15 protein-coding genes and 1 pseudogene are annotated in these 17,874 nt (G+C 64.1%); 7 read left to right on the forward strand and 9 right to left on the reverse strand.

Going from position 1 to position 17,874, the window contains the following annotated elements; genetic code table 11:
- Positions 1 to 3: 3 nt before the first annotated feature.
- Positions 4 to 1,491, reverse strand: a complete 1,488-nt coding sequence (locus ACVMDN_RS13720) for a DHA2 family efflux MFS transporter permease subunit (RefSeq protein ID WP_028344675.1) — start codon at positions 1,489 to 1,491, stop codon at positions 4 to 6.
- Between the two features lie 139 nt (positions 1,492 to 1,630).
- Between ACVMDN_RS13720 and ACVMDN_RS13725 the strand changes: the two genes are divergently transcribed.
- Positions 1,631 to 1,882, forward strand: coding sequence for a hypothetical protein (locus ACVMDN_RS13725; protein WP_076826608.1), 252 nt, complete (start codon positions 1,631 to 1,633; stop codon positions 1,880 to 1,882).
- A gap of 183 nt (positions 1,883 to 2,065) precedes the next feature.
- The gene (gene guaB, locus ACVMDN_RS13730; protein ID WP_028344677.1) at positions 2,066 to 3,556 is read left to right on the forward strand and encodes an IMP dehydrogenase; all 1,491 of its coding nucleotides are present in this window, start codon (positions 2,066 to 2,068) and stop codon (positions 3,554 to 3,556) included.
- 75 nt (positions 3,557 to 3,631) lie between these two features.
- Here guaB and ACVMDN_RS13735 read toward each other — a convergent pair whose 3' ends face one another.
- From ACVMDN_RS13735 to ACVMDN_RS13760, 6 genes and pseudogenes are all read right to left on the reverse strand, one after another.
- On the reverse strand, positions 3,632 to 4,474 hold the full coding sequence (locus tag ACVMDN_RS13735) for an ABC transporter ATP-binding protein (RefSeq protein ID WP_057019776.1): 843 nt from the start codon (positions 4,472 to 4,474) through the stop codon (positions 3,632 to 3,634).
- 74 nt (positions 4,475 to 4,548) lie between these two features.
- Entirely contained in the window at positions 4,549 to 5,874 is a 1,326-nt protein-coding gene (locus ACVMDN_RS13740; RefSeq protein WP_076826610.1) for an ABC transporter substrate-binding protein, read from the reverse strand.
- Positions 5,875 to 5,956: 82 nt separating this feature from the next.
- Complete coding sequence (locus ACVMDN_RS13745) at positions 5,957 to 7,084, reverse strand: branched-chain amino acid ABC transporter permease (protein ID WP_141339946.1); 1,128 nt, start codon at positions 7,082 to 7,084, stop codon at positions 5,957 to 5,959.
- Between the two features lie 15 nt (positions 7,085 to 7,099).
- Positions 7,100 to 8,029: a branched-chain amino acid ABC transporter permease gene (locus ACVMDN_RS13750; protein ID WP_080667122.1), complete on the reverse strand. Its 930-nt coding sequence runs from the start codon at positions 8,027 to 8,029 to the stop codon at positions 7,100 to 7,102.
- Between the two features lie 9 nt (positions 8,030 to 8,038).
- Positions 8,039 to 8,824 carry an ABC transporter ATP-binding protein gene (locus tag ACVMDN_RS13755; protein ID WP_050386723.1) on the reverse strand — a complete coding sequence of 262 codons (786 nt, stop codon included), beginning with the start codon at positions 8,822 to 8,824 and terminating at the stop codon, positions 8,039 to 8,041.
- Positions 8,821 to 10,792, reverse strand: a pseudogene (locus ACVMDN_RS13760) (AMP-binding protein). The gene ACVMDN_RS13755 and the pseudogene ACVMDN_RS13760 overlap by 4 nt, the downstream one beginning before the upstream one ends.
- A 702-nt stretch (positions 10,793 to 11,494) precedes the next feature.
- Between ACVMDN_RS13760 and ACVMDN_RS13765 the strand changes: the two are divergent.
- Complete coding sequence (locus ACVMDN_RS13765; RefSeq protein ID WP_076826615.1) at positions 11,495 to 12,517, forward strand: NADP-dependent oxidoreductase; 1,023 nt, start codon at positions 11,495 to 11,497, stop codon at positions 12,515 to 12,517.
- 54 nt (positions 12,518 to 12,571) lie between these two features.
- Positions 12,572 to 12,919 carry a hypothetical protein gene (locus ACVMDN_RS13770; protein ID WP_307720386.1) on the forward strand — a complete coding sequence of 116 codons (348 nt, stop codon included), beginning with the start codon at positions 12,572 to 12,574 and terminating at the stop codon, positions 12,917 to 12,919.
- 6 nt (positions 12,920 to 12,925) lie between these two features.
- On the opposite strand, the gene ACVMDN_RS13775 is transcribed toward ACVMDN_RS13770, so the two are convergent.
- Positions 12,926 to 13,762, reverse strand: a complete 837-nt coding sequence (locus ACVMDN_RS13775; protein WP_076826616.1) for a metallophosphoesterase family protein — start codon at positions 13,760 to 13,762, stop codon at positions 12,926 to 12,928.
- A gap of 391 nt (positions 13,763 to 14,153) precedes the next feature.
- Here ACVMDN_RS13775 and ACVMDN_RS13780 point away from each other — a divergent pair, with 391 nt between their 5' ends.
- Positions 14,154 to 14,576, forward strand: coding sequence for an MAPEG family protein (locus tag ACVMDN_RS13780; RefSeq protein ID WP_076826618.1), 423 nt, complete (start codon positions 14,154 to 14,156; stop codon positions 14,574 to 14,576).
- Positions 14,577 to 14,598: 22 nt separating this feature from the next.
- On the forward strand, positions 14,599 to 15,897 hold the full coding sequence (locus ACVMDN_RS13785; protein WP_076826620.1) for an RsmB/NOP family class I SAM-dependent RNA methyltransferase: 1,299 nt from the start codon (positions 14,599 to 14,601) through the stop codon (positions 15,895 to 15,897).
- Positions 15,898 to 16,029: 132 nt separating this feature from the next.
- Here the strand turns inward: ACVMDN_RS13785 and ACVMDN_RS13790 are convergent, their stop codons facing one another.
- Positions 16,030 to 17,304, reverse strand: a complete 1,275-nt coding sequence (locus ACVMDN_RS13790) for an MFS transporter (protein WP_076826621.1) — start codon at positions 17,302 to 17,304, stop codon at positions 16,030 to 16,032.
- Positions 17,305 to 17,418: 114 nt separating this feature from the next.
- On the opposite strand from ACVMDN_RS13790, the gene ACVMDN_RS13795 reads away from it, so the two are divergent.
- A complete protein-coding gene (locus ACVMDN_RS13795; protein ID WP_076826623.1) occupies positions 17,419 to 17,871 on the forward strand; it encodes a winged helix-turn-helix transcriptional regulator in 453 nt (150 codons plus the stop codon).
- Positions 17,872 to 17,874 lie beyond the last annotated feature (3 nt).

Below are 17,874 nucleotides of genomic sequence, written 5' to 3' on the forward strand. Positions count from 1 at the left end.
CGACTAGCCGAGCCGCTGATCGCGCGCGTTCTGGGTGTCCTCGGTCGCGACCTTGACGGCTTCGGTCGCGGCGCGCTTCTCGGCGCCCTTGCGGCTCGAGATGTCGATCGCCTTGCGGCCGGCGATCTCGTTGCCGGCCTCAGCCGGCATCTGCCAGAAGAACCAGGCCGAGGCCGCCGAGATCAACGAGACCACGATGAAGGCCGGCGCGAACACGTCGGCGGAGAGCTCGGTCTGGTGGTGCAGCGCCAGCGTGGTTTCAACCGAGAACGCGCCGACCGCGACGCCCGCGGACACTGCGAGCTGCTGATTGACGCTGACGAGGGTGGTGGCCCGGCTCATCTGCGGCGCTTCGACCTCGGCATAGGCCACCGTGTTGATCGCGGTGAACTGCAGCGAGCGGAAGAAGCCGCCGACCACCAGGATGGTGAAGATCAGCATCAGCGGCGTCGAGATCGTGAACAGGGCGCAGGCGGCCAGGAAAGCCGAACTGACCACCGCGTTGACGGTCATCATGTTGCGGAAACCGAAGGCGCGGATGATGCGCGCCGCCAGCGTCTTCATGCCCATGGCGCCGACCGCCGAGGCAAAGGTGACGAGACCGGACTGGAACGGCGACAGGCCGAAGCCGACCTGCATCAACAGCGGCAGCAGGAACGGCAGCGCGCCGATGCCGAGCCGGAACATGAAGCCGCCGACGATCGACGCGCGCATGGTCGGCAGCCGCAGCAAGCCGAAATCGAGCACCGGCGAACCGGTCCGCCGTGCGTGGATGACGTAAAGCGTCATCGAGACCGTGCCGACACCGACCAGCGCGGCGACGATCGGCCACGGCAGCAGATTGAGCCCGGCCACCGACAGCCCGAAGGCGATGCCGGCGAGGCCGATCCCGGCCAGCACCAGTCCCACGAGATCGAAGCGCTCGGGATCCTCGCTCTTGATCGGATCGATGTATTTCAGCGCCAGAAAGATGCCGAGCAGCCCGATCGGGATGTTGATCAGGAAGATCCAGTGCCAGGAGAAATAGGTGGTGATGAAGCCGCCGAGCGGCGGCCCGATCACCGGGCCGATCAGCGCCGGGACCGTCACCCAGGCCATCGCGTTGACCAGCGCACTCTTGTCGACCGAGCGCAGCAGCACCAGCCTACCGACCGGGGTCATCATCGCCCCGCCGAGGCCCTGCAGGATGCGGGCGAACACGAAATCGGTCACCGAGGACGACAGTGCGCAGCCGATCGAGCCCAGCATGAACACGCCGACGGCGCCGGCAAACACGATGCGGGCGCCGAAGCGGTCCGCGGTCCAGCCGCTCGCCGGGATGAACACCGCGAGCGACAGCAGGTAGGAGGTGATGGCCAATTTCAGCGTCAGCGGGCTGGTGCCGATATCGGCGGCGATCGCCGGCAGCGAGGTCGCGATCACCGTGGAGTCCATGTTCTCCATGAACAGGGCGGTGGCCACGATGAGCGGGATCAGGCGTTGCTTGTTCATCAAAACAGGACAGCTGTGCTGAAAAGGCGGGCGAGCGGGCCATATCATCCTGCCCTCGGCCACGCTATTGCGGAACCGGCCAAACGCCCTAAATCCTGCGTGACGCTGGTATGCATCCGCCCGTGTCCAAAGGTTCGCCGTGATCTACGTCCTTGCCGCTCTCCTGCCGCCGATCGGACTGCTCCTGAACGGACAGCCGTTTTCGGCCATCTTTAATCTGGTCCTGATCGTGTTTTGCGCGGTTTTCGGGCTGTTTTTCCACGTGTTGCTGCTGGTGCCGTCGGCCCATGCCCTGATCGCGGTCCACATGAAGCGCGAGGACCGGCGCCATCGCGAAATGGTCGAGGCGATCCGCCGCCATGGGCCGCCGCCGGGTTACCGGGCGCCCTGAACCGGCTCCCTAAAAAGGCCTGTGCATGGCTGGCAAACACTTTGATTCGTCATGCCGCCATGCTATCGACCAGCGTCAACCCCACCGATGGGCGCCGATTCGACGGTGACGCAGCGAGCGTCGCCGCAGGCGGCGTTCATCCGTAAGACCATCGCGGCTGGGCCGCAGATAAAGGAGTTGGCAATGGCCACGGGATTTCCGGCTATCCGCGAAGCCTTCACGTTCGACGATGTGCTGCTGAAGCCCGGTTTGTCCGACGTGCTTCCCTCGGAAGTCGATATTCGCTCGCGCGTCACCCGCGCAATCTCGCTCAACATTCCGATCATGGCGTCCGCGATGGACACCGTCACCGAGGCGCGCATGGCGATCGCGATGGCGCAGGCCGGCGGTCTCGGCGTCATCCACCGCAACTTCGATCCGGAAGGGCAGGCCGCGCAGGTGCGGCAGGTCAAGAAGTTTGAGTCCGGCATGGTGGTCAATCCGCTGACCATCGGCCCCGACGCCACGCTGGCCGATGCGCTGACCCTGATGAAGGAGAACGGCATCTCGGGCATTCCGGTCGTCACCGGTGCCGCCAAGAACGTGCCGGGCAAGCTGGTCGGCATCCTGACCAACCGCGACGTGCGTTTCGCCAGCGATCCCCGGCAGAAGGTCTCGGAGCTGATGACGCACGAGAACCTCGTCACGGTGCGCGAGGGCGTCGGCCAGGACGAGGCGAAGCGGATGCTGCACAAGCATCGCATCGAGAAGCTGCTCGTCGTCGACGACCAGTATCGCTGCGTCGGCCTGATCACCGTCAAGGACATCGAGAAGGCGGTCGCCCATCCGCTCGCCTGCAAGGACGAGCACGGCCGCCTGCGCGTCGCCGCCGCCACCACGGTCGGCGAGACCGGCTATGAACGCACCGAGCGGCTGATCGATGCCGGCGTCGACGTCGTCGTGGTCGACACCGCGCACGGCCATTCGCGCCACGTGCTCAATGCCGTCAACCGCATCAAGCGGCTCTCCAACGCGGTGCAGGTGGTGGCCGGCAACGTCGCGACCGAGGGCGGCGCGCAGGCGCTGATCGATGCCGGCGCGGACTGCATCAAGGTCGGCATCGGCCCGGGCTCGATCTGCACCACACGCATCGTCGCCGGCGTCGGCGTGCCGCAGCTTACCGCGATCATGGACGCGGTGGCCGCGGCGAAGAAGGCCGACGTGCCCGTGATCGCCGACGGCGGCATCAAATATTCCGGCGACCTCGCCAAGGCGCTCGCCGCCGGTGCCGACATCGCCATGGTCGGCTCGCTGCTCGCCGGCACCGACGAGACGCCGGGCGAAGTCTTCCTGTGGCAGGGCCGCTCCTACAAGGCCTATCGCGGCATGGGCTCGGTCGGCGCGATGGCGCGCGGCTCGGCCGACCGCTACTTCCAGCAGGACATCAAGGACACGCTGAAGCTCGTCCCCGAAGGCATCGAGGGCCAGGTGCCCTACAAGGGCCCGGTCGGCAATGTGATGCACCAGCTCGCCGGCGGCCTCAGAGCGGCGATGGGCTATGTCGGCGCCAAGGACATCAAGGATTTCCACGACAAGGCCGAATTCGTCCGCATCACCGGCGCCGGCCTGCGCGAGAGCCACGTCCACGACGTGACCATCACGCGCGAAGCCCCGAACTATCCGGGCGGGGTGTAAGCCCCAGCACCGTCATTCCGGGGGGGTCCGAAGGGCCGAACCCGGAGTCCCGGGAGCCCGGGATGCCGTCATCCGCTAGGCGAGCCAGCGCTTGCGTCGCTTGTAGTGCTTCACATCGCGGTATGATTTTCGCTTCTCTCCGGCGACGCCAAGATAGAACTCCTTGACGTCCTCGTTCGCGGCAAGGGCGTGCGCTTCGCCGTCCATCACCACGCGGCCGTTTTCGAGGATGTAGCCGTGGCTTGCATATCTGAGCGCCATATTGGTGTTCTGCTCGGCGAGAAGAAACGACACACCTTCCCTGGCGTTGAGATCCTTCACGATCTCGAAGATCTCTTCGACGATCTGCGGCGCGAGGCCCATCGATGGTTCGTCGAGCAGGATCATCTTCGGGCGTGACATCAGCGCGCGGCCAATCACGCACATCTGCTGTTCGCCGCCCGACGTATAGCCGGCGGTGGAACTGCGTCGCTCTTTGAGGCGGGGGAAATAAGCGTAGACACGTTCAAGGTCCTGCGCGATCGCGAGCTTGCCGTCCGTCCGTGTAAAGGCGCCGGTCAGGATGTTCTCCTCGACCGTCAGATGAGGGAAGGCGCGCCGCCCCTCCATCACCTGGATGCAGCCGCGTCGCACCACCTCGTTTGGCGACAGGGACTTCACCTCGACGCCGTTGAACAGGATCGAGCCCTTGGTGACCTCGCCGCGCTCTGCGTGCAGCAGATTGGAGACCGCCTTCAGCGTCGTCGTCTTGCCGGCGCCGTTGGCGCCGAGAAGCGCAACAATGCCGCCTCGCGGGACCTCCAGCGAGACGCCCTTCAACACGAGAATGACGTGATCGTAGACAACCTCGATATTGTTGACCGATAAAATCAGCGCTGCCGCTTCCGTCGCAGCGGTGACGACCTTGGCGATTGACATGCGCGGACCTCCAAACCGAGCAGGGGCTGCGATCCGGGAGCAGGCAATCCTGCCTCCCGGATCACTCGCACGGGTCAGGTTTCTTTCGCGCAGTCGCGCGGCTTGATCTTCTTCTCCGCGGCATACTTCGCGGACACGTCGGCGACGAGCGGTTCGATGAGCGATTCGTCAGCCGTGTACCAGTCGGAGATCACTTTCCAACCCTTGCCATCCCATTGCTGGACGCGCCCGTAGCGCGCGCCTTCGTGGTCGGAGCAGGAAATGCTGACCGGCTTCAACATTCCCTCAAAGCCGAGCTCCTTGATTCGTGCTTCGGTGAGTATCAGGTTCTCAAGCCCCCAACGGACCTGCTCGCCCGTCAGCGGTTGCTTGCCGAATTTTTCTTGCGCCTTGCGGATCGCCTCTACGCCGAGCATGGCATTCGTGATGCCGCGGTTGTAGAGAACTTCGCCGATCTTGCCAGGTTCTGTCGAACCCTTTCCCTTGGCGTAGACGTACTTCTCTATGTCGGCGTGCGCGGGGAATTTTCCTGCGCCATGCTGAAGCATCAACGATTTGTAGCCGCTGGCCTGATCGCCCGCCGGCGTCACATCCGGCTCCGCGCCTGACCACCAAACACCGATCATCTTGTCGCGCGGATAGGCGACGGCGGCCGCTTCCTTGATTGCCGTGCTGTTCATGACGCCCCAGCCCCAGACCAGGACATAGTCCGGCCGGTGCTGGCGGATCGCCAGCCATTGCGACTTCTGCTCGACGCCGGGATGCGTGACGGGAATCGGCGTGAACTCAAAGCCGTACTTCTGCGCCAGCACTTGCAGCATCGGAATTGGCTCTTTGCCGTAGGGGCTGTCATGGTACAGCAGCGAAATCTTCCTGCCTTTCAGCTTGTCGAAGCCGCCGAGTTCCTTGGCGACGTGCTGGATCGCGATGTCGGCCGCGGACCAATACGTGCCGAGCAATGGAAAATTATATGCGAACACCGCGCCGTTCTTGGAATCGGCACGGCCATACCCCATCGTAATGATCGGGATCTTGTCAGCCGCGGTCTTTTCGGTGAGTGCGAAGGTGATCCCGGTCGACAGCGGATTGATGAAGGCCGCGCCGGTTGGTCCTTTGCTCTTGAGACGCTCGTAGCACTCCACTCCCTTGTCGGTCGCGTAACCCGTCTCGCATTCCTCGATCAGAATCCTGACGCCGTTGATGCCGCCGTCACGTTCATTGATCAGGTTGTAGTAGTCTACCACGCCGTTTGCGTAGGGCGCGCCGTTCACAGCGTACGGTCCGGTCCGGTAAGACAGAATTGGGATGAATTGTTCGTTTTGCGCTGCGGCCGGTGCGCCAAGCGCCGCGCCGGCCAAGGCGGTCGCGAGTATCAGTAACCTGTGTGCAATACTTGCCATATTGATATCCTCCTTGCGGTACTTCCTTCCTCTCCGTTGTCGGCGGCCGTCACCCGATTGCGATCAAGGCACGATCACTGCCTCAATAGGGAAACGGCCAAAGCCTGAGCTTCTCCTTGCCGATCGAGATCAGCCGGGCGAAGCCATGGGGTTCCTTGATGAGCAGATAGCAGATCAAGGATCCGAAGATGATGAACTGGAGGTGAGTGATCGTTTGCGTCGACAGTGGCAGGCCGAGCTTGGTCGGAATCACATTCAGCATGATCGGCACGATGAGGATAAACGCTGCTCCGATGAACGAACCCATGATCGAGCCGAGCCCGCCGATGATGACCATGAACAGAAGCTCAAGCGAGCGGTCGATCGAGAACGCGAGCGGCTCCCATGAACCGAGGTAGACGAACGCCCAGAGCGCACCCGCCACCCCGATGATGAACGAAGAGACCGCGAAAGCCGTCAGTTTTGCATAAAGCGGCCTGATGCCGATCAGCTCGGCGGCAATATCCATGTCGCGGATCGCCATCCACTGCCTGCCGAGATTGCCGCGCACGAGATTTTTCGCCAACACCGCCATCACGGTCACGAAGAGCAGGCACAGCAGGTAGCGCTCGACCGGCGAGCGAACGACCATGCCGAAGAAATCCAGTTCCGGCGCATTCACTGATCCCGACGGGGCGTAGTTGGTGAACCACGGGATCCGCAGGAAGGCCCAATCGAAGAAGAACTGCGCGGCGAGCGTTGCGACCGCCAGGTAGAGACCCTTGATCCGGAGACTGGGAATGCCGAACAGGATTCCGGCACCCGCCGCCATGAACCCGCCAAGCAGAATGGATGCCAGCACGGGCAACGGTGGGATCGCGATCGCGAAGCCAAGCCAGGCAAGCGGGATATGAACGCCGGTCGCCAGCTTGTAGGCGGAATAGGCGCCGATGGCCATGAACGCGCCGCTGCCGAGCGAAATCTGGCCGCAATAGCCGACGAGAATGTTCGTCCCGATGGCGGCGAGCGCCAGGATGAGGAAGGGCAGCAGGATGGCCCACAACAGATAGTCGGTGCCGAACGGCCAGATCCGGAAGGTGGCCAACAGCGGCACGCCAATGAAAGCAATCGCGAGCAAGACGGCGAGGGCGATACGATCCTGCCGGATCGGGAAGATCGCCATATCCTCCGCATAGGTCGCCTTGAACTGGCCAGCTTCGCGATAGAGCACAACGACCTCCCTGCCTCAGACACGTTCGATGATGCGTTCGCCGAACAGGCCCTGCGGCCGCAAGAGCAGCACCGCCAACGCCAGCACGTAGGCAAACCAATATTCGATGCCGCCGCCGATGGATGGACCGAGATATACCTCTGCGAGCTTCTCGCCGGCCCCGACAATGAGCCCGCCGACGATGGCCCCGGGAATGGAGGTGAGGCCGCCGATGATCAGGACCGGCAAAGCCTTCAGCGCGAGAAACGTGATGGAGAACTGCACGCCAAGCTTGGTTCCCCACACGGTCGCCGCGACGAGCGCAACGAGGCCGGCAACGAGCCAGACCACGAACCAAATCCAGCTGATTGGAATCCCGATCGAGTGCGCGGCCAAATGGTCGTCGGCCACGGCTCTGAGCGCGCGACCGGTCTTGGTGCGCTGAAAGAAGACCGCGAGGCCGGCGACCAGGACGCCCGCGATCAATGCGCCCCAGACGTCCAGCTTGTTGACCAGAATCCCGCCCGGGAACAGGCCTTCGAACAAGAACCAGGCGTCGGTCGGGAACAGCCGCAACGGGTAGACATCCGATCCGAAGATCATCTCCGCGGCGCCCTCGATAACGAATGTCACGCCGATCGTCGACATGAACAGCGTCAAGCCATCCTGATTGACGAGAGGTCCGATCACGAACCGCTCGATGAGCCAGGCGGTTGCTGCCATGATCACGGCGGCAAAGCCGATAGCGAGGATGACCGCGACCCAAAGCGGAAGGCCGTTGGCGACCAGGAGGTCGAGGGCGCGAACCAGCGCCAATCCCGCGAGCAACACCATTGCTCCCTGCGCATAGTTGAATACGCCGGATGCCTTGAAGATCAGCACGAAGCCGAGCGCGACCAGCGAATAGAGCACGCCGGACATCAATCCGCCGATCAGGACCTCGAGAAACTGACCCAGTGCGATCATGGACGCACCTCAATGCGCGACGCCAAGATATGCGTCGATGACGGCTTGGCTTCTCTTCACTTCATCAGGCGTGCCGTCGGCGATCTTCACGCCGTGATCAAGCACCGCTACGCGATCTGACAGATCCATGACCACGGCCATGTCGTGCTCGATCAGGGCAATGGTCGTGCCGTAATGGTTGTTCACATCAATGATGAACCGCGACATGTCCTCCTTCTCCTCGAGGTTCATGCCTGCCATCGGCTCGTCCAGGAGCAGAAGGTCGGGCTCCATCGCCAGGGCGCGACCGAGTTCGACACGCTTCTGCAAGCCGTATGGCAGACGCCCGACGGGTACCTTGCGGATTGTCTCGATCTCGAGAAAGTCGATGATCTCCTCGACCTTGCGCCGATGCTCGATCTCCTCTGCGAGGGCAGGGCCATAACGCAGCAGCTGCCACAACAGCCCCCGGCGCACCTTCAAGGTGCGGCCTGCCATGATGTTGTCGAGCGCGCTCATGCCCTTGAACAGGGCGACATTCTGAAAGGTGCGCGCGATGCCGCCGCGCGCCGCCTCGAACGGCTGCATTTTGGACCGGGTGCTTCCCTTGAAGGTGATGGCGCCATGGTTGGGGTGATAGAACCCGTTGACGACGTTCAGCATTGAGGTTTTGCCGGCGCCATTGGGGCCGATGATGGCGCGAATTTCGCCTTTCTTGACGTTGAACGAGACGTCCCGCAGCGCCTTGACGCCGCCGAAGGCCAGTGCCACGCCCTCGACCTGCAGCAGGATTTCGTTGGCGTTTGGCGCTCTCATGCTGCTCTTCCGAGCGATTCTGCCGGACCGATGATTTGCATGTCGCGAATCTCGACTCGTGCAGCGATCGTGCCCTTCCGGCCATCCTCAAACGTGACTTCCGTGGAAATGTCGGCGTCATGCGCTCCGTTGTAGAGTGCCGTGACCAACGACGCATAGCGTTCGGCAATGAAGCGGCGGCGCACTTTCTGCGTGCGGGTCAGCTCGCCGTCATCCGCGTCGAGCTCCTTGTGCAGAATGAGGAAGCGGCGAATCTGGGCGCCCGCAAGCACCGGTTCCCCGGCCAGGGAGCGGTTCACCGCGGCAACGTCTTTGGCGACCATGTCGTAGACCAGCGGATGCCCGGCAAGCTCCTGATAGGACCCGTAGGCGACGTTGTTGCGTTCCGCCCAATTCGCGACCGCGACCGGGTCGATGTTGAGCATGGCGCATACGAACTCTCTGGAGTCACCGAAGGTGATCGCTTCCTTGATATTGGGATAGAACTTCAGCTTGTTCTCAAGGTACTTGGGAGCAACACATCGTGCCGTCAGCCAATCGACCGACGTCCTTCGCACGATCGATGATCTTCAGATGCCCGGTTTTCTCGTCGAAAAAGCCCGCATCGCCGGTCCTGACATATCCGTCGGACGTCATCGCTTCCGCGGTCTTTGCCTGATCCTTGAAATATCCGAGGAACATGCCGGGCGAGCGAAACTGCACTTCGCCCGAGTCCGCGATGCGGATGTCGACGTTGGGCGCCGGCGGACCAACCGTATCCGGATAGATCTCGCCATCGGGCTGACACGTTACATAGAGGAACGCCTCGGTCTGGCCGTAGAGCTGTTTCAGGTTCAGTCCGATCGCGCGGTAGAACGCGAACAGATCCGGACCGATAGCTTCGCCTCCAGTGTATGCGACGCGCACCTGAGACAGGCCAAGAACGTTCTTGAGAGGTTCGTAGACCAGCCAGCGTCCGAGCGCATAGAGCAATCGGCCTGACAGCGGCACCGGACGTCCCGTCAAGACTTGCTCGCCATACCGCCGCGCGACGTCCAGAAAGTAGCTGAACAATCGCCGCTTGATCGGCGCCGCGTCCTCCATCCGGACCATCAGCCGCGTCAGCATGGCCTCGTAACCGCGTGGCGGGGCCAGGTAGAAGGTTGGTCCTATCTCATGCCGATCCTGCTCGATTGTGTTGCTGCTCTCGGGGCACGCCATGCAGAATCCGGCCACCAGGCCTTGCGCATAGCTGACGTAATGATCGCCCGCCCAAGCCAGCGGCAGATAGGCCAGCACCACGTCCTTGTCGGTCAACTTGTCGAACCGCGTGGTGTCGGTTGCAGCATCGATGCAGCCTCGCGCCGACAGCATGACGCCCTTGGGCGCGCCGGTCGTTCCCGAGGTGTAGAGGATGATCGCGATGTCCGAACCGTTGCCGGCCCGAATGGATTCATCGATCCGTTCGCCAAGCGCCGGGTCGGCTGCAAGCGCGGCGCGGCCGTCATTGATGATATCGCCGATTGCGATCAGTCGACCGTGGTCGTAGCCGTCGATTCCGCGCGGTTCGTCGTAGATAATCCTGTTGAGTTGCGGCAGTCGGTCGGACACCGACAGGACCTTGTCGACCTGCTCCTGGTCCTGCGCTGCGACCAGCGTCACCTCGGCGTGAGCGAGAACAAAAGCAAGCTCATCAGCCACTGCATCGGAGTAGACTGGAACGGGGATTGCGCGCAGCGTCTGCGCTGCCATCATGGTCCAGTAAAGCTTGGGCCGATTGGAGCCGACGACCGCGATTGTCTCGCCTGGCCGCAAGCCAAGGCGATGCAAGCCGGCGGCGTAGCTACGTATGATCTCGGCAACCTCAGCCCAGGTCCAGCTCTGCCAGATGCCGAGATCCTTATGCCGGAACGCTGGCCGCGTGCCAAATTGTGCCGTGTTTCGCAGCAGCAATTTGGGAAACGTATCATACGATCCGTCGCCGGCCATGTCGGTCTCGATCCAAAAACCGAAGCGTTGGTTCGCTCCTGTTATGGTGATGCCTGCCCCATTTTTGGGTAACAGACATGCGAGTGCCGCATGGTCCGAGATTACAGCGAATCGAAAGTCCGACAAGTGCCAGATTGATAGGTCGCGTTTTTGCCGCGGGCGCGCGCGGCAGAGATAGGTCTACCGGCTGCCAATTCGCCGAAGGTGAATCCGGCCGCCACCAAACGCACATTGCGGCGCGAAGACGCTGATCGGCTCTCAAGAGGTAACCCCAATGCTTCGGAGAGCCTCACGTCCATCGGACGGTCCCGCGAAGCTGACCGGAGTCCTGCGCCACTCAGGTTTCGAGGGCGACCGGAAACCGGTTGCCGATCAGCTGCGCGGCCGCCCTCGTTGCGACAATGGAGGGCCGCCTGACCGCCTGGCTCCGCCCTGCCGGATCGCGAGGTCGGGTCAGGCGACTTGACTACGGCTGCTTCGTCTGCCGGTGGCGCGCCGTGACAAACTGCCGCCACCAGGGGGCCCTGCGAACCGCGCGACGTGACGGTATCGCGTTGGCGCCAATGTGCCTGGCATGATGGCTGTCATTTCAAACAACATTTCAAACAACGCAACGCGAAGACAGCAAATCCATTTCCCTTGCGGGGAGGTGGATTGCATGACTACGTGTGCGCCACGAACCAATCATCCCAAGAGGAAATCATGTCCCAAGGAAAGCGCATCGTTCTGGCTTCGCGCCCGCACGGCGAGCCCACGTCGGCCAATTTCAGGCTCGAGGACTACACGCCGCCGGCACCGGGTGCGGGCGAGGTGCTGCTCCGCACCATCTGGCTGTCGCTCGATCCCTATATGCGCGGCCGCATGGCCGACGGTCCGTCCTATGCCGCACCGGTGCCGGTCGGAGGCGTGATGGAAGGCGGCACGGTGAGCGAGGTGATCGCCTCCAACAATCCCGGCTTTGCCAAGGGCGATATCGTACTATCGCGCGCGGGCTGGCAGACGCATGTGCTGTCCGACGGCAAGGGCCTTGCCAAGATCGATCCGAAGATCGCGCCGATCTCGACCGCGGTCGGTGTACTCGGGATGCCCGGCATGACCGCCTACACCGGCCTGCTCGAGATCGGCAAGCCGCAGGCGGGCGAGACGGTGGTGGTCGCGGCGGCGTCCGGCGCGGTCGGCTCGGCGGTCGGCCAGATCGCCAAGATCAAGGGCGCGCGGGCGATCGGCATCGCCGGTGGCAAGGACAAGTGCGCCTACGTCAAGAACGAGCTTGGCTTCGACGAGTGTCTCGACCACCGCGATCCCAATCTCGCGGCCAAGCTGAAGGAAGCCTGCCCGAAGGGCATCGACGTCTATTTCGAGAATGTCGGCGGTGCGGTGTTTGACGCGGTGTTTCCGCTGCTCAACGCGTTCGCGCGCATCCCGGTCTGCGGCCTGATCGCGCATTACAACGACACCGAAGCGCATGCCCCGAAATGGGCCGGCGCGATGATGCGCAACATCCTGACCAAGCGGCTGACCTTCCGCGGCTTCATCGTCAGCGACTTCGCCGCCATGCATGGCGACTTCCTCCGCGACATGTCGCAGTGGGTGCGCGAGGGCAAGGTCAAGTACAAGGAGTTCGTGACCGAGGGCCTGGACAGCGCGCCGGAGGCCTTCATGGGCCTGCTCAAGGGCGCCAATTTCGGCAAGCAACTGGTCCGGGTCGGGCCGGACAAGGCCTAAGTTACAGGCTCCGGAAGCTCCCATTCCGCGCAACAAAGTATCAAAAGCGCGACAATGGCGGGGATTTGGGGGCCTTTTGGCCCCCATTTGCTTGACGGAGACCCGCAGCAGTTGATTCAATATGGCTATATTTCAGGTGTAGCCATGATTTTTGAAGCTATTGTTTTCGGGGTCATTCTCCTCGCCGTCGGCTATTGGGCGACGATGTTCGTCATGGGCCGCCGCGACGACGTCTTGCATGGAAAATTCGTCGAGGAGCAGCCGGACACGACGCCGGTCCGCTTCATGCCGCACGTAGCTTGCGTACGGCCCGCGCAGGCGGCACCACAGCCCGACAAGGACACGCTGCAGGCGCTGCTCACCGTGATCAAGCAGGACCTGCACGACGCGGCGCGGAGCTGACGCGGCTCAGGCCGGCTCCTTGCCGAGCAGCATGTCCAGGTCGACATCGACCTGGCCCTTCGCCCTGAGGTGGCGGACCTCGAAACTGTCGGGCTGGAAGCGGTATTCGACGAGACCGGTTTCCTTGATGCCGATCACCTCCTGCCGCGCGTCGGAGATGACGAAGCCGGCCGAGGGCGCCCAGATGTGTCTCACATGCTCGAACGTATAGTCGCGACGCTGGTGCACATGGCCGCTGCCGACCAGACGCCAATCGACCTTGCCGAGCATCTCGATCAGGCGGCGGCGCGCCGGCTGCGGCACGAAGCGGATCGCGGTCTCGGCGTGCTCGGCATCGTAGGGCAGGTCGAGATAGATCGGCTTGTGCAGGAACAGCGCGACCGGCCTGCCGACCGCCTTGTCGAGCGCGCCTGCGAGCCAGTCGAACTGCTCGGCCTCGCTGTCGAGGCCGGTGTTCATGATCAGCGAATTCAGCCCGATGAAGCACCAGCCGGCAGCGTCGAAATGCCAGCGGTCCTCGCCGAGCACCGAGGTGAAGGCGCCGCGCGTCTCCTCGGTCGGCAATTGTGAAGGCGTGGGGCCGACCGCGGTCGGATTGTCGCCGATGTCGTGATTGCCCGGCAGATAGAGGCAATCGACCGGCAGCGCGTTGTGCAGCTCCTTGGCGAATGCGAGGTCGTCGCGGCTGGTCGGCCCGTCGAACGAGACGTCGCCGGAGTTGAGCACGAGATCGGGACGCGTCGCGTCGATGTGCTCGCTGACGCGATGAAAGTTGTCGATCAGCGGCTTGAAGCGGCGCGCGAGATGGGTGTCGGAGATCTGTGTCAGGCGAAATTGGGGCATGCATCGCTCCTTTCGGCCGGAGCATAGGTCGGCGCGAAGTCGGAACGATGACGATTTTGCCGTCTTGTTCGATGCCTCGTTTGAAGCCCTGTTTGATGTGTTGTTTGGTTTTGCGCCTTGGGCGGTCGCTCGATCGCCAGTTGCCGCACCGACGCCGGCGAGTCCTGCCGTCACCATGCCGGGCACGCCGCTGCCCGGGCCGCGCTGTCGAGGATCAGGGTGATGATGCTGATCGGGCCAACCGTGAGGGGCTGAAACCGCCATTGGTCCTGGGAGTTGGTCACCCGGGCTCGGATTACGGTTCAACGGGTTACCGCGCACGCTTCATTGTGTTGGGGGCGAGTCGCGGCTAAGAGGGCGGCCGGGCGCCCGCGGCTGAGGGAGATTTTTGATGTCGGTTCAAATGGTTCTGTTACCGGTCTTCATCCAGATCGGGATCACCTTCGCGCTGTTGTTCGCCATGGCGACGACGCGTACGAGGGCTCTGACGAGCGGCGAGACCAAGATCGCCGACATCGCGCTGCGCGAGCCGAACTGGCCGGCCCAGGCCACCAAGTTCGGCAACTGCTTCGCCAACCAGTTCGAGCTGCCGATCCTGTTCTATGTCCTGATCGCTATTGCGCTGCCGCTGCGCCGTGCCGATCTGTTCATCGTGCTGATGTCCTGGGTGTTCGTGGTGACACGATTTGCCCATGCCGGCGTGTTCGTCACCTCCAACGACGTGCGGCCGCGCTCGCTCGCCTGGTTCGCCGGCGCGCTGGTGCTGGCGGCCATGTGGCTGTATTTCGCGCTCAGACTGCTGCTGCTGATCTGATGCGCCCAACCGAAAGAGACCAATGACCCCCGCTGCCCGGCTTTCCGCCGCGATCGAGCTGATCGCCACCATCGACGCACAGCGCATTCCCGCGGCGAAAGCGCTGAAGGAATGGGGCACCGCGCACCGTTATGCCGGCTCCGGCGATCGCGCCGCGATCTCCGGCCTGATCTGGGACGTGCTGCGCCGGCAATCCTCCGCGGCCTATTTGATGGACGACGCCAGCGCCCGGTCGCGCGTGCTCGGCATGCTGAAGCTCGAACGCGGCATGGACATCGCCACGATCCAGGCGCTGTGCGACGGCGGCCGGTTCGCGCCGGATCCGCTGACCGCGACCGAGGAGGCCGCATTGGCCTCGCGCTCGCTCGAGGATGCGCCGGCGCATGTCGCGGGCGATTATCCGGACTGGCTCGACCCGCATCTGGCAAGGGTGTTCGGCGACGACCGCGCCGCGGAAGCGACCGCGATGGCGAGCCGCGCGCCGCTCGATCTGCGCGTCAACACGCTGCGCGGCAAGCGCGAGAAGGTGCTGTCGCGGCTGTCGCATCTCGGCGCCAGGGAAACGCCGTGGTCGCCGCTCGGCCTGCGCATCGAGCTCGGCGCCGACGCGCGCAATCCGGGCATCCATGCCGAGGAGGATTTCATCAAGGGCGCCATCGAGATCCAGGACGAGGGCTCACAGCTCGCCGCGCTGTTCTCGGCGGCCAAGCCCGGCGAGCAGGTGATCGACCTCTGCGCCGGCGCCGGTGGCAAGACGCTGGCGGTGGCGGCGATGATGCAGGGCAAGGGCCGGCTGATGGCGACCGACAGCGACAAGCGCCAGCTTGCGCCGATCCATGAGCGGCTGTCGCGCGCCGGCGTGCACAATTGCGATGTGCGCACGCCGCGCGGCGAGGAGGAGGTGCTGTCCGACATCAAGGCGTCCGCCGACCTCGTGCTGATCGACGCGCCCTGCACCGGCACCGGGACCTGGCGCCGCAATCCCGACGCCAAATGGCGCATGCGCCCCGGCGCGCTCGAGGTGCGGCTGAAGGATCAGGCCGAGGTCCTGGAGCGCGCCGCGCCGCTGGTGAAGGGCGGCGGCCGGATCGCCTACATCACCTGCTCGGTGCTCTCGGAGGAGAACGGCGAGCAGGTCAGGGCCTTCATCGCGCGGCATCCGGAGTTCTCCGTGCAGCCGCCGGAGCAGACCGCAGCGGTGCTGTGGGACAAGGCCGAAGCCTTTGCCGAGGCTGCGCTGCAGTCAGCGGAAGGCCTGCTGATGACGCCACGCCGCACCGGCACGGATGGGTTCTTCGTCTCGGTGCTGAGGAAGGCGTAACGCTTCCCCCGCCGTCGAGGAGCTCGCGACAAAATTGCAGAGCAATTTTGCGCTGAAGCGACGAAGCAATCCATTTCTCCGCTTGCGGCACGATGGATTGCTTCGCTTCGCTCGCAACGACGGGCGTGTCCACTACGCTTCGGAGCACGCACCAATCGGCACCGGCGTCCGGCTCACCACGATGACCCAGTACAGCAGCGCGCAGGCGCTGATCGCGGCACCCAGCACGCAGACGCCGGACCAGCCGGCGGCGGCATAGGCCATTGTCGAGCTGATCGCGCCAAAACCCGTTCCGATCGAGTAGAACACCATGTAGCCGCCGACCAGCCGGCTCGCCGCGTCGGGGCGCGCGGCGACGATCAGGCTCTGGTTGGTGACATGGATCGCCTGCACCGCGAAGTCGATCATCAGGACGCCGGCCACGACCAGCCATAGCGAGGTGTTGAGGCAGGCGATCGGCACCCAGCCGGCGAGCATCAGCAGCAGCGACAAGCCGGTGGTGCGCTGCCCCCAGCCGCGGTCGGCGAACTGACCGGAATTGCGTGCCGCCAGCGCGCCGGCGAGGCCTGCGATCCCGAGCATCCCGATCGTGGTATGCGACAACGAGAGCGGGGGTGCCGCGAGCAGCAGCACGACCGAGCTCCAGAACACGCTGAAGCTCGCGAAGATCAAGAGCGCGAACACCGCGCGTTCGCGCAAGACCTGCTCCTCGACGAACAGCGCGAGCGTCGAGCGCAACAGCTTGGCGTAGGACGATCCGGCCATCGGCTGCGGCGCATGCCGCGGCAGCGCGCGTGCCAACAGCGCCGCCAGCACCAGCGTCAGTGCGGCCGAGGTGAGGTAGACCACGCGCCAGCCGCCGAGATCGGCCAGCGCGCCGGCGGCAAACCGTGCGAGCAGAATGCCCGAAACCACGCCGCTGGTGACGGTGCCGATGGTGCGGCCGCGGTCGGCCGGCGCGGCCAGCGTCGCGGCGTAGGCGACCAGCACCTGGATCACGACGGCGAGCAGCCCGACCAGCACCATGCCGGCCAGCAGCACCGCGGCGTTCGGCGCGGTGCCGACGATGGTGAGCGCGATCGCCGACAGCACGGTCTGGCCGACGATCAGCCTGCGGCGGTCCCAGAGATCGCCGAGCGGCACGATCAGCATCAAGCCGAAGGCATAGCCGATCTGGGTCAGCGTCACGACGCCGCCGATCACCGCCGGCGTGATGGAGAGATCCTGCGCCATGGTGTCCAGCAGCGGCTGCGCGAAATAGATGTTGGCGACGCTCAGCCCGCAGGCGACGGCGAACAGCAGCACGACGGCGGGCGACAGAGCGCGAGCCATGGTGTCGCCGGGCTTGTCGTTTGTCTTGTGATGGTCCTCGGCCGGCCGGGCCTCAGCCATGGTCTGGTTCGTCATCTTGCCTCCGCTGCAATTCGCAAGCTGGTCTCATAATGAGACCAGTTGCGCCGGGCGCTGTCTAGTCCTATTTTAGGACCAGTTCGGAATCGTGATCGAGAAAGGTTGGCCGCGATGAAGCGGACCGGATTCGCCAAAGCGGAATGCCCGGTGGCGCGCGCGCTGGATGCGATCGGCGACTGGTGGTCGCTCCTGATCGTGCGCGACGCGTTCGACGGCCTGCGCCGGTTCGGCGACTTCCAGAAGAATCTCGGCATCGCCAAGGGCATGCTGACAACGCGGCTGCGCACGCTGATCGAGCTCGGCGTGCTCGAGCAGGTCGCAGCCTCCGACGGCAGCGCCTATCAGGAATATGTGCTGACGAAGCGGGGCCACGACCTGTTCCCGATCGTGGTCGGCTTGCGGCAATGGGGCGAGGCGCATCTCTTTGCGCGCGGCGAGCCGCATTCGGTGCTGCTCGACCAGGCAGGCCAGGCGGTCGGGCAGCTCGTGCTGCCGTCGAAGAGCGGCAAGCCGCTGGGCTGGGCGGACACGAAGGTGAGGAAGGTCGCTGCGCGGAGGCGGTGAGCG

This window comes from Bradyrhizobium sp. USDA 4510 (assembly GCF_054059095.1).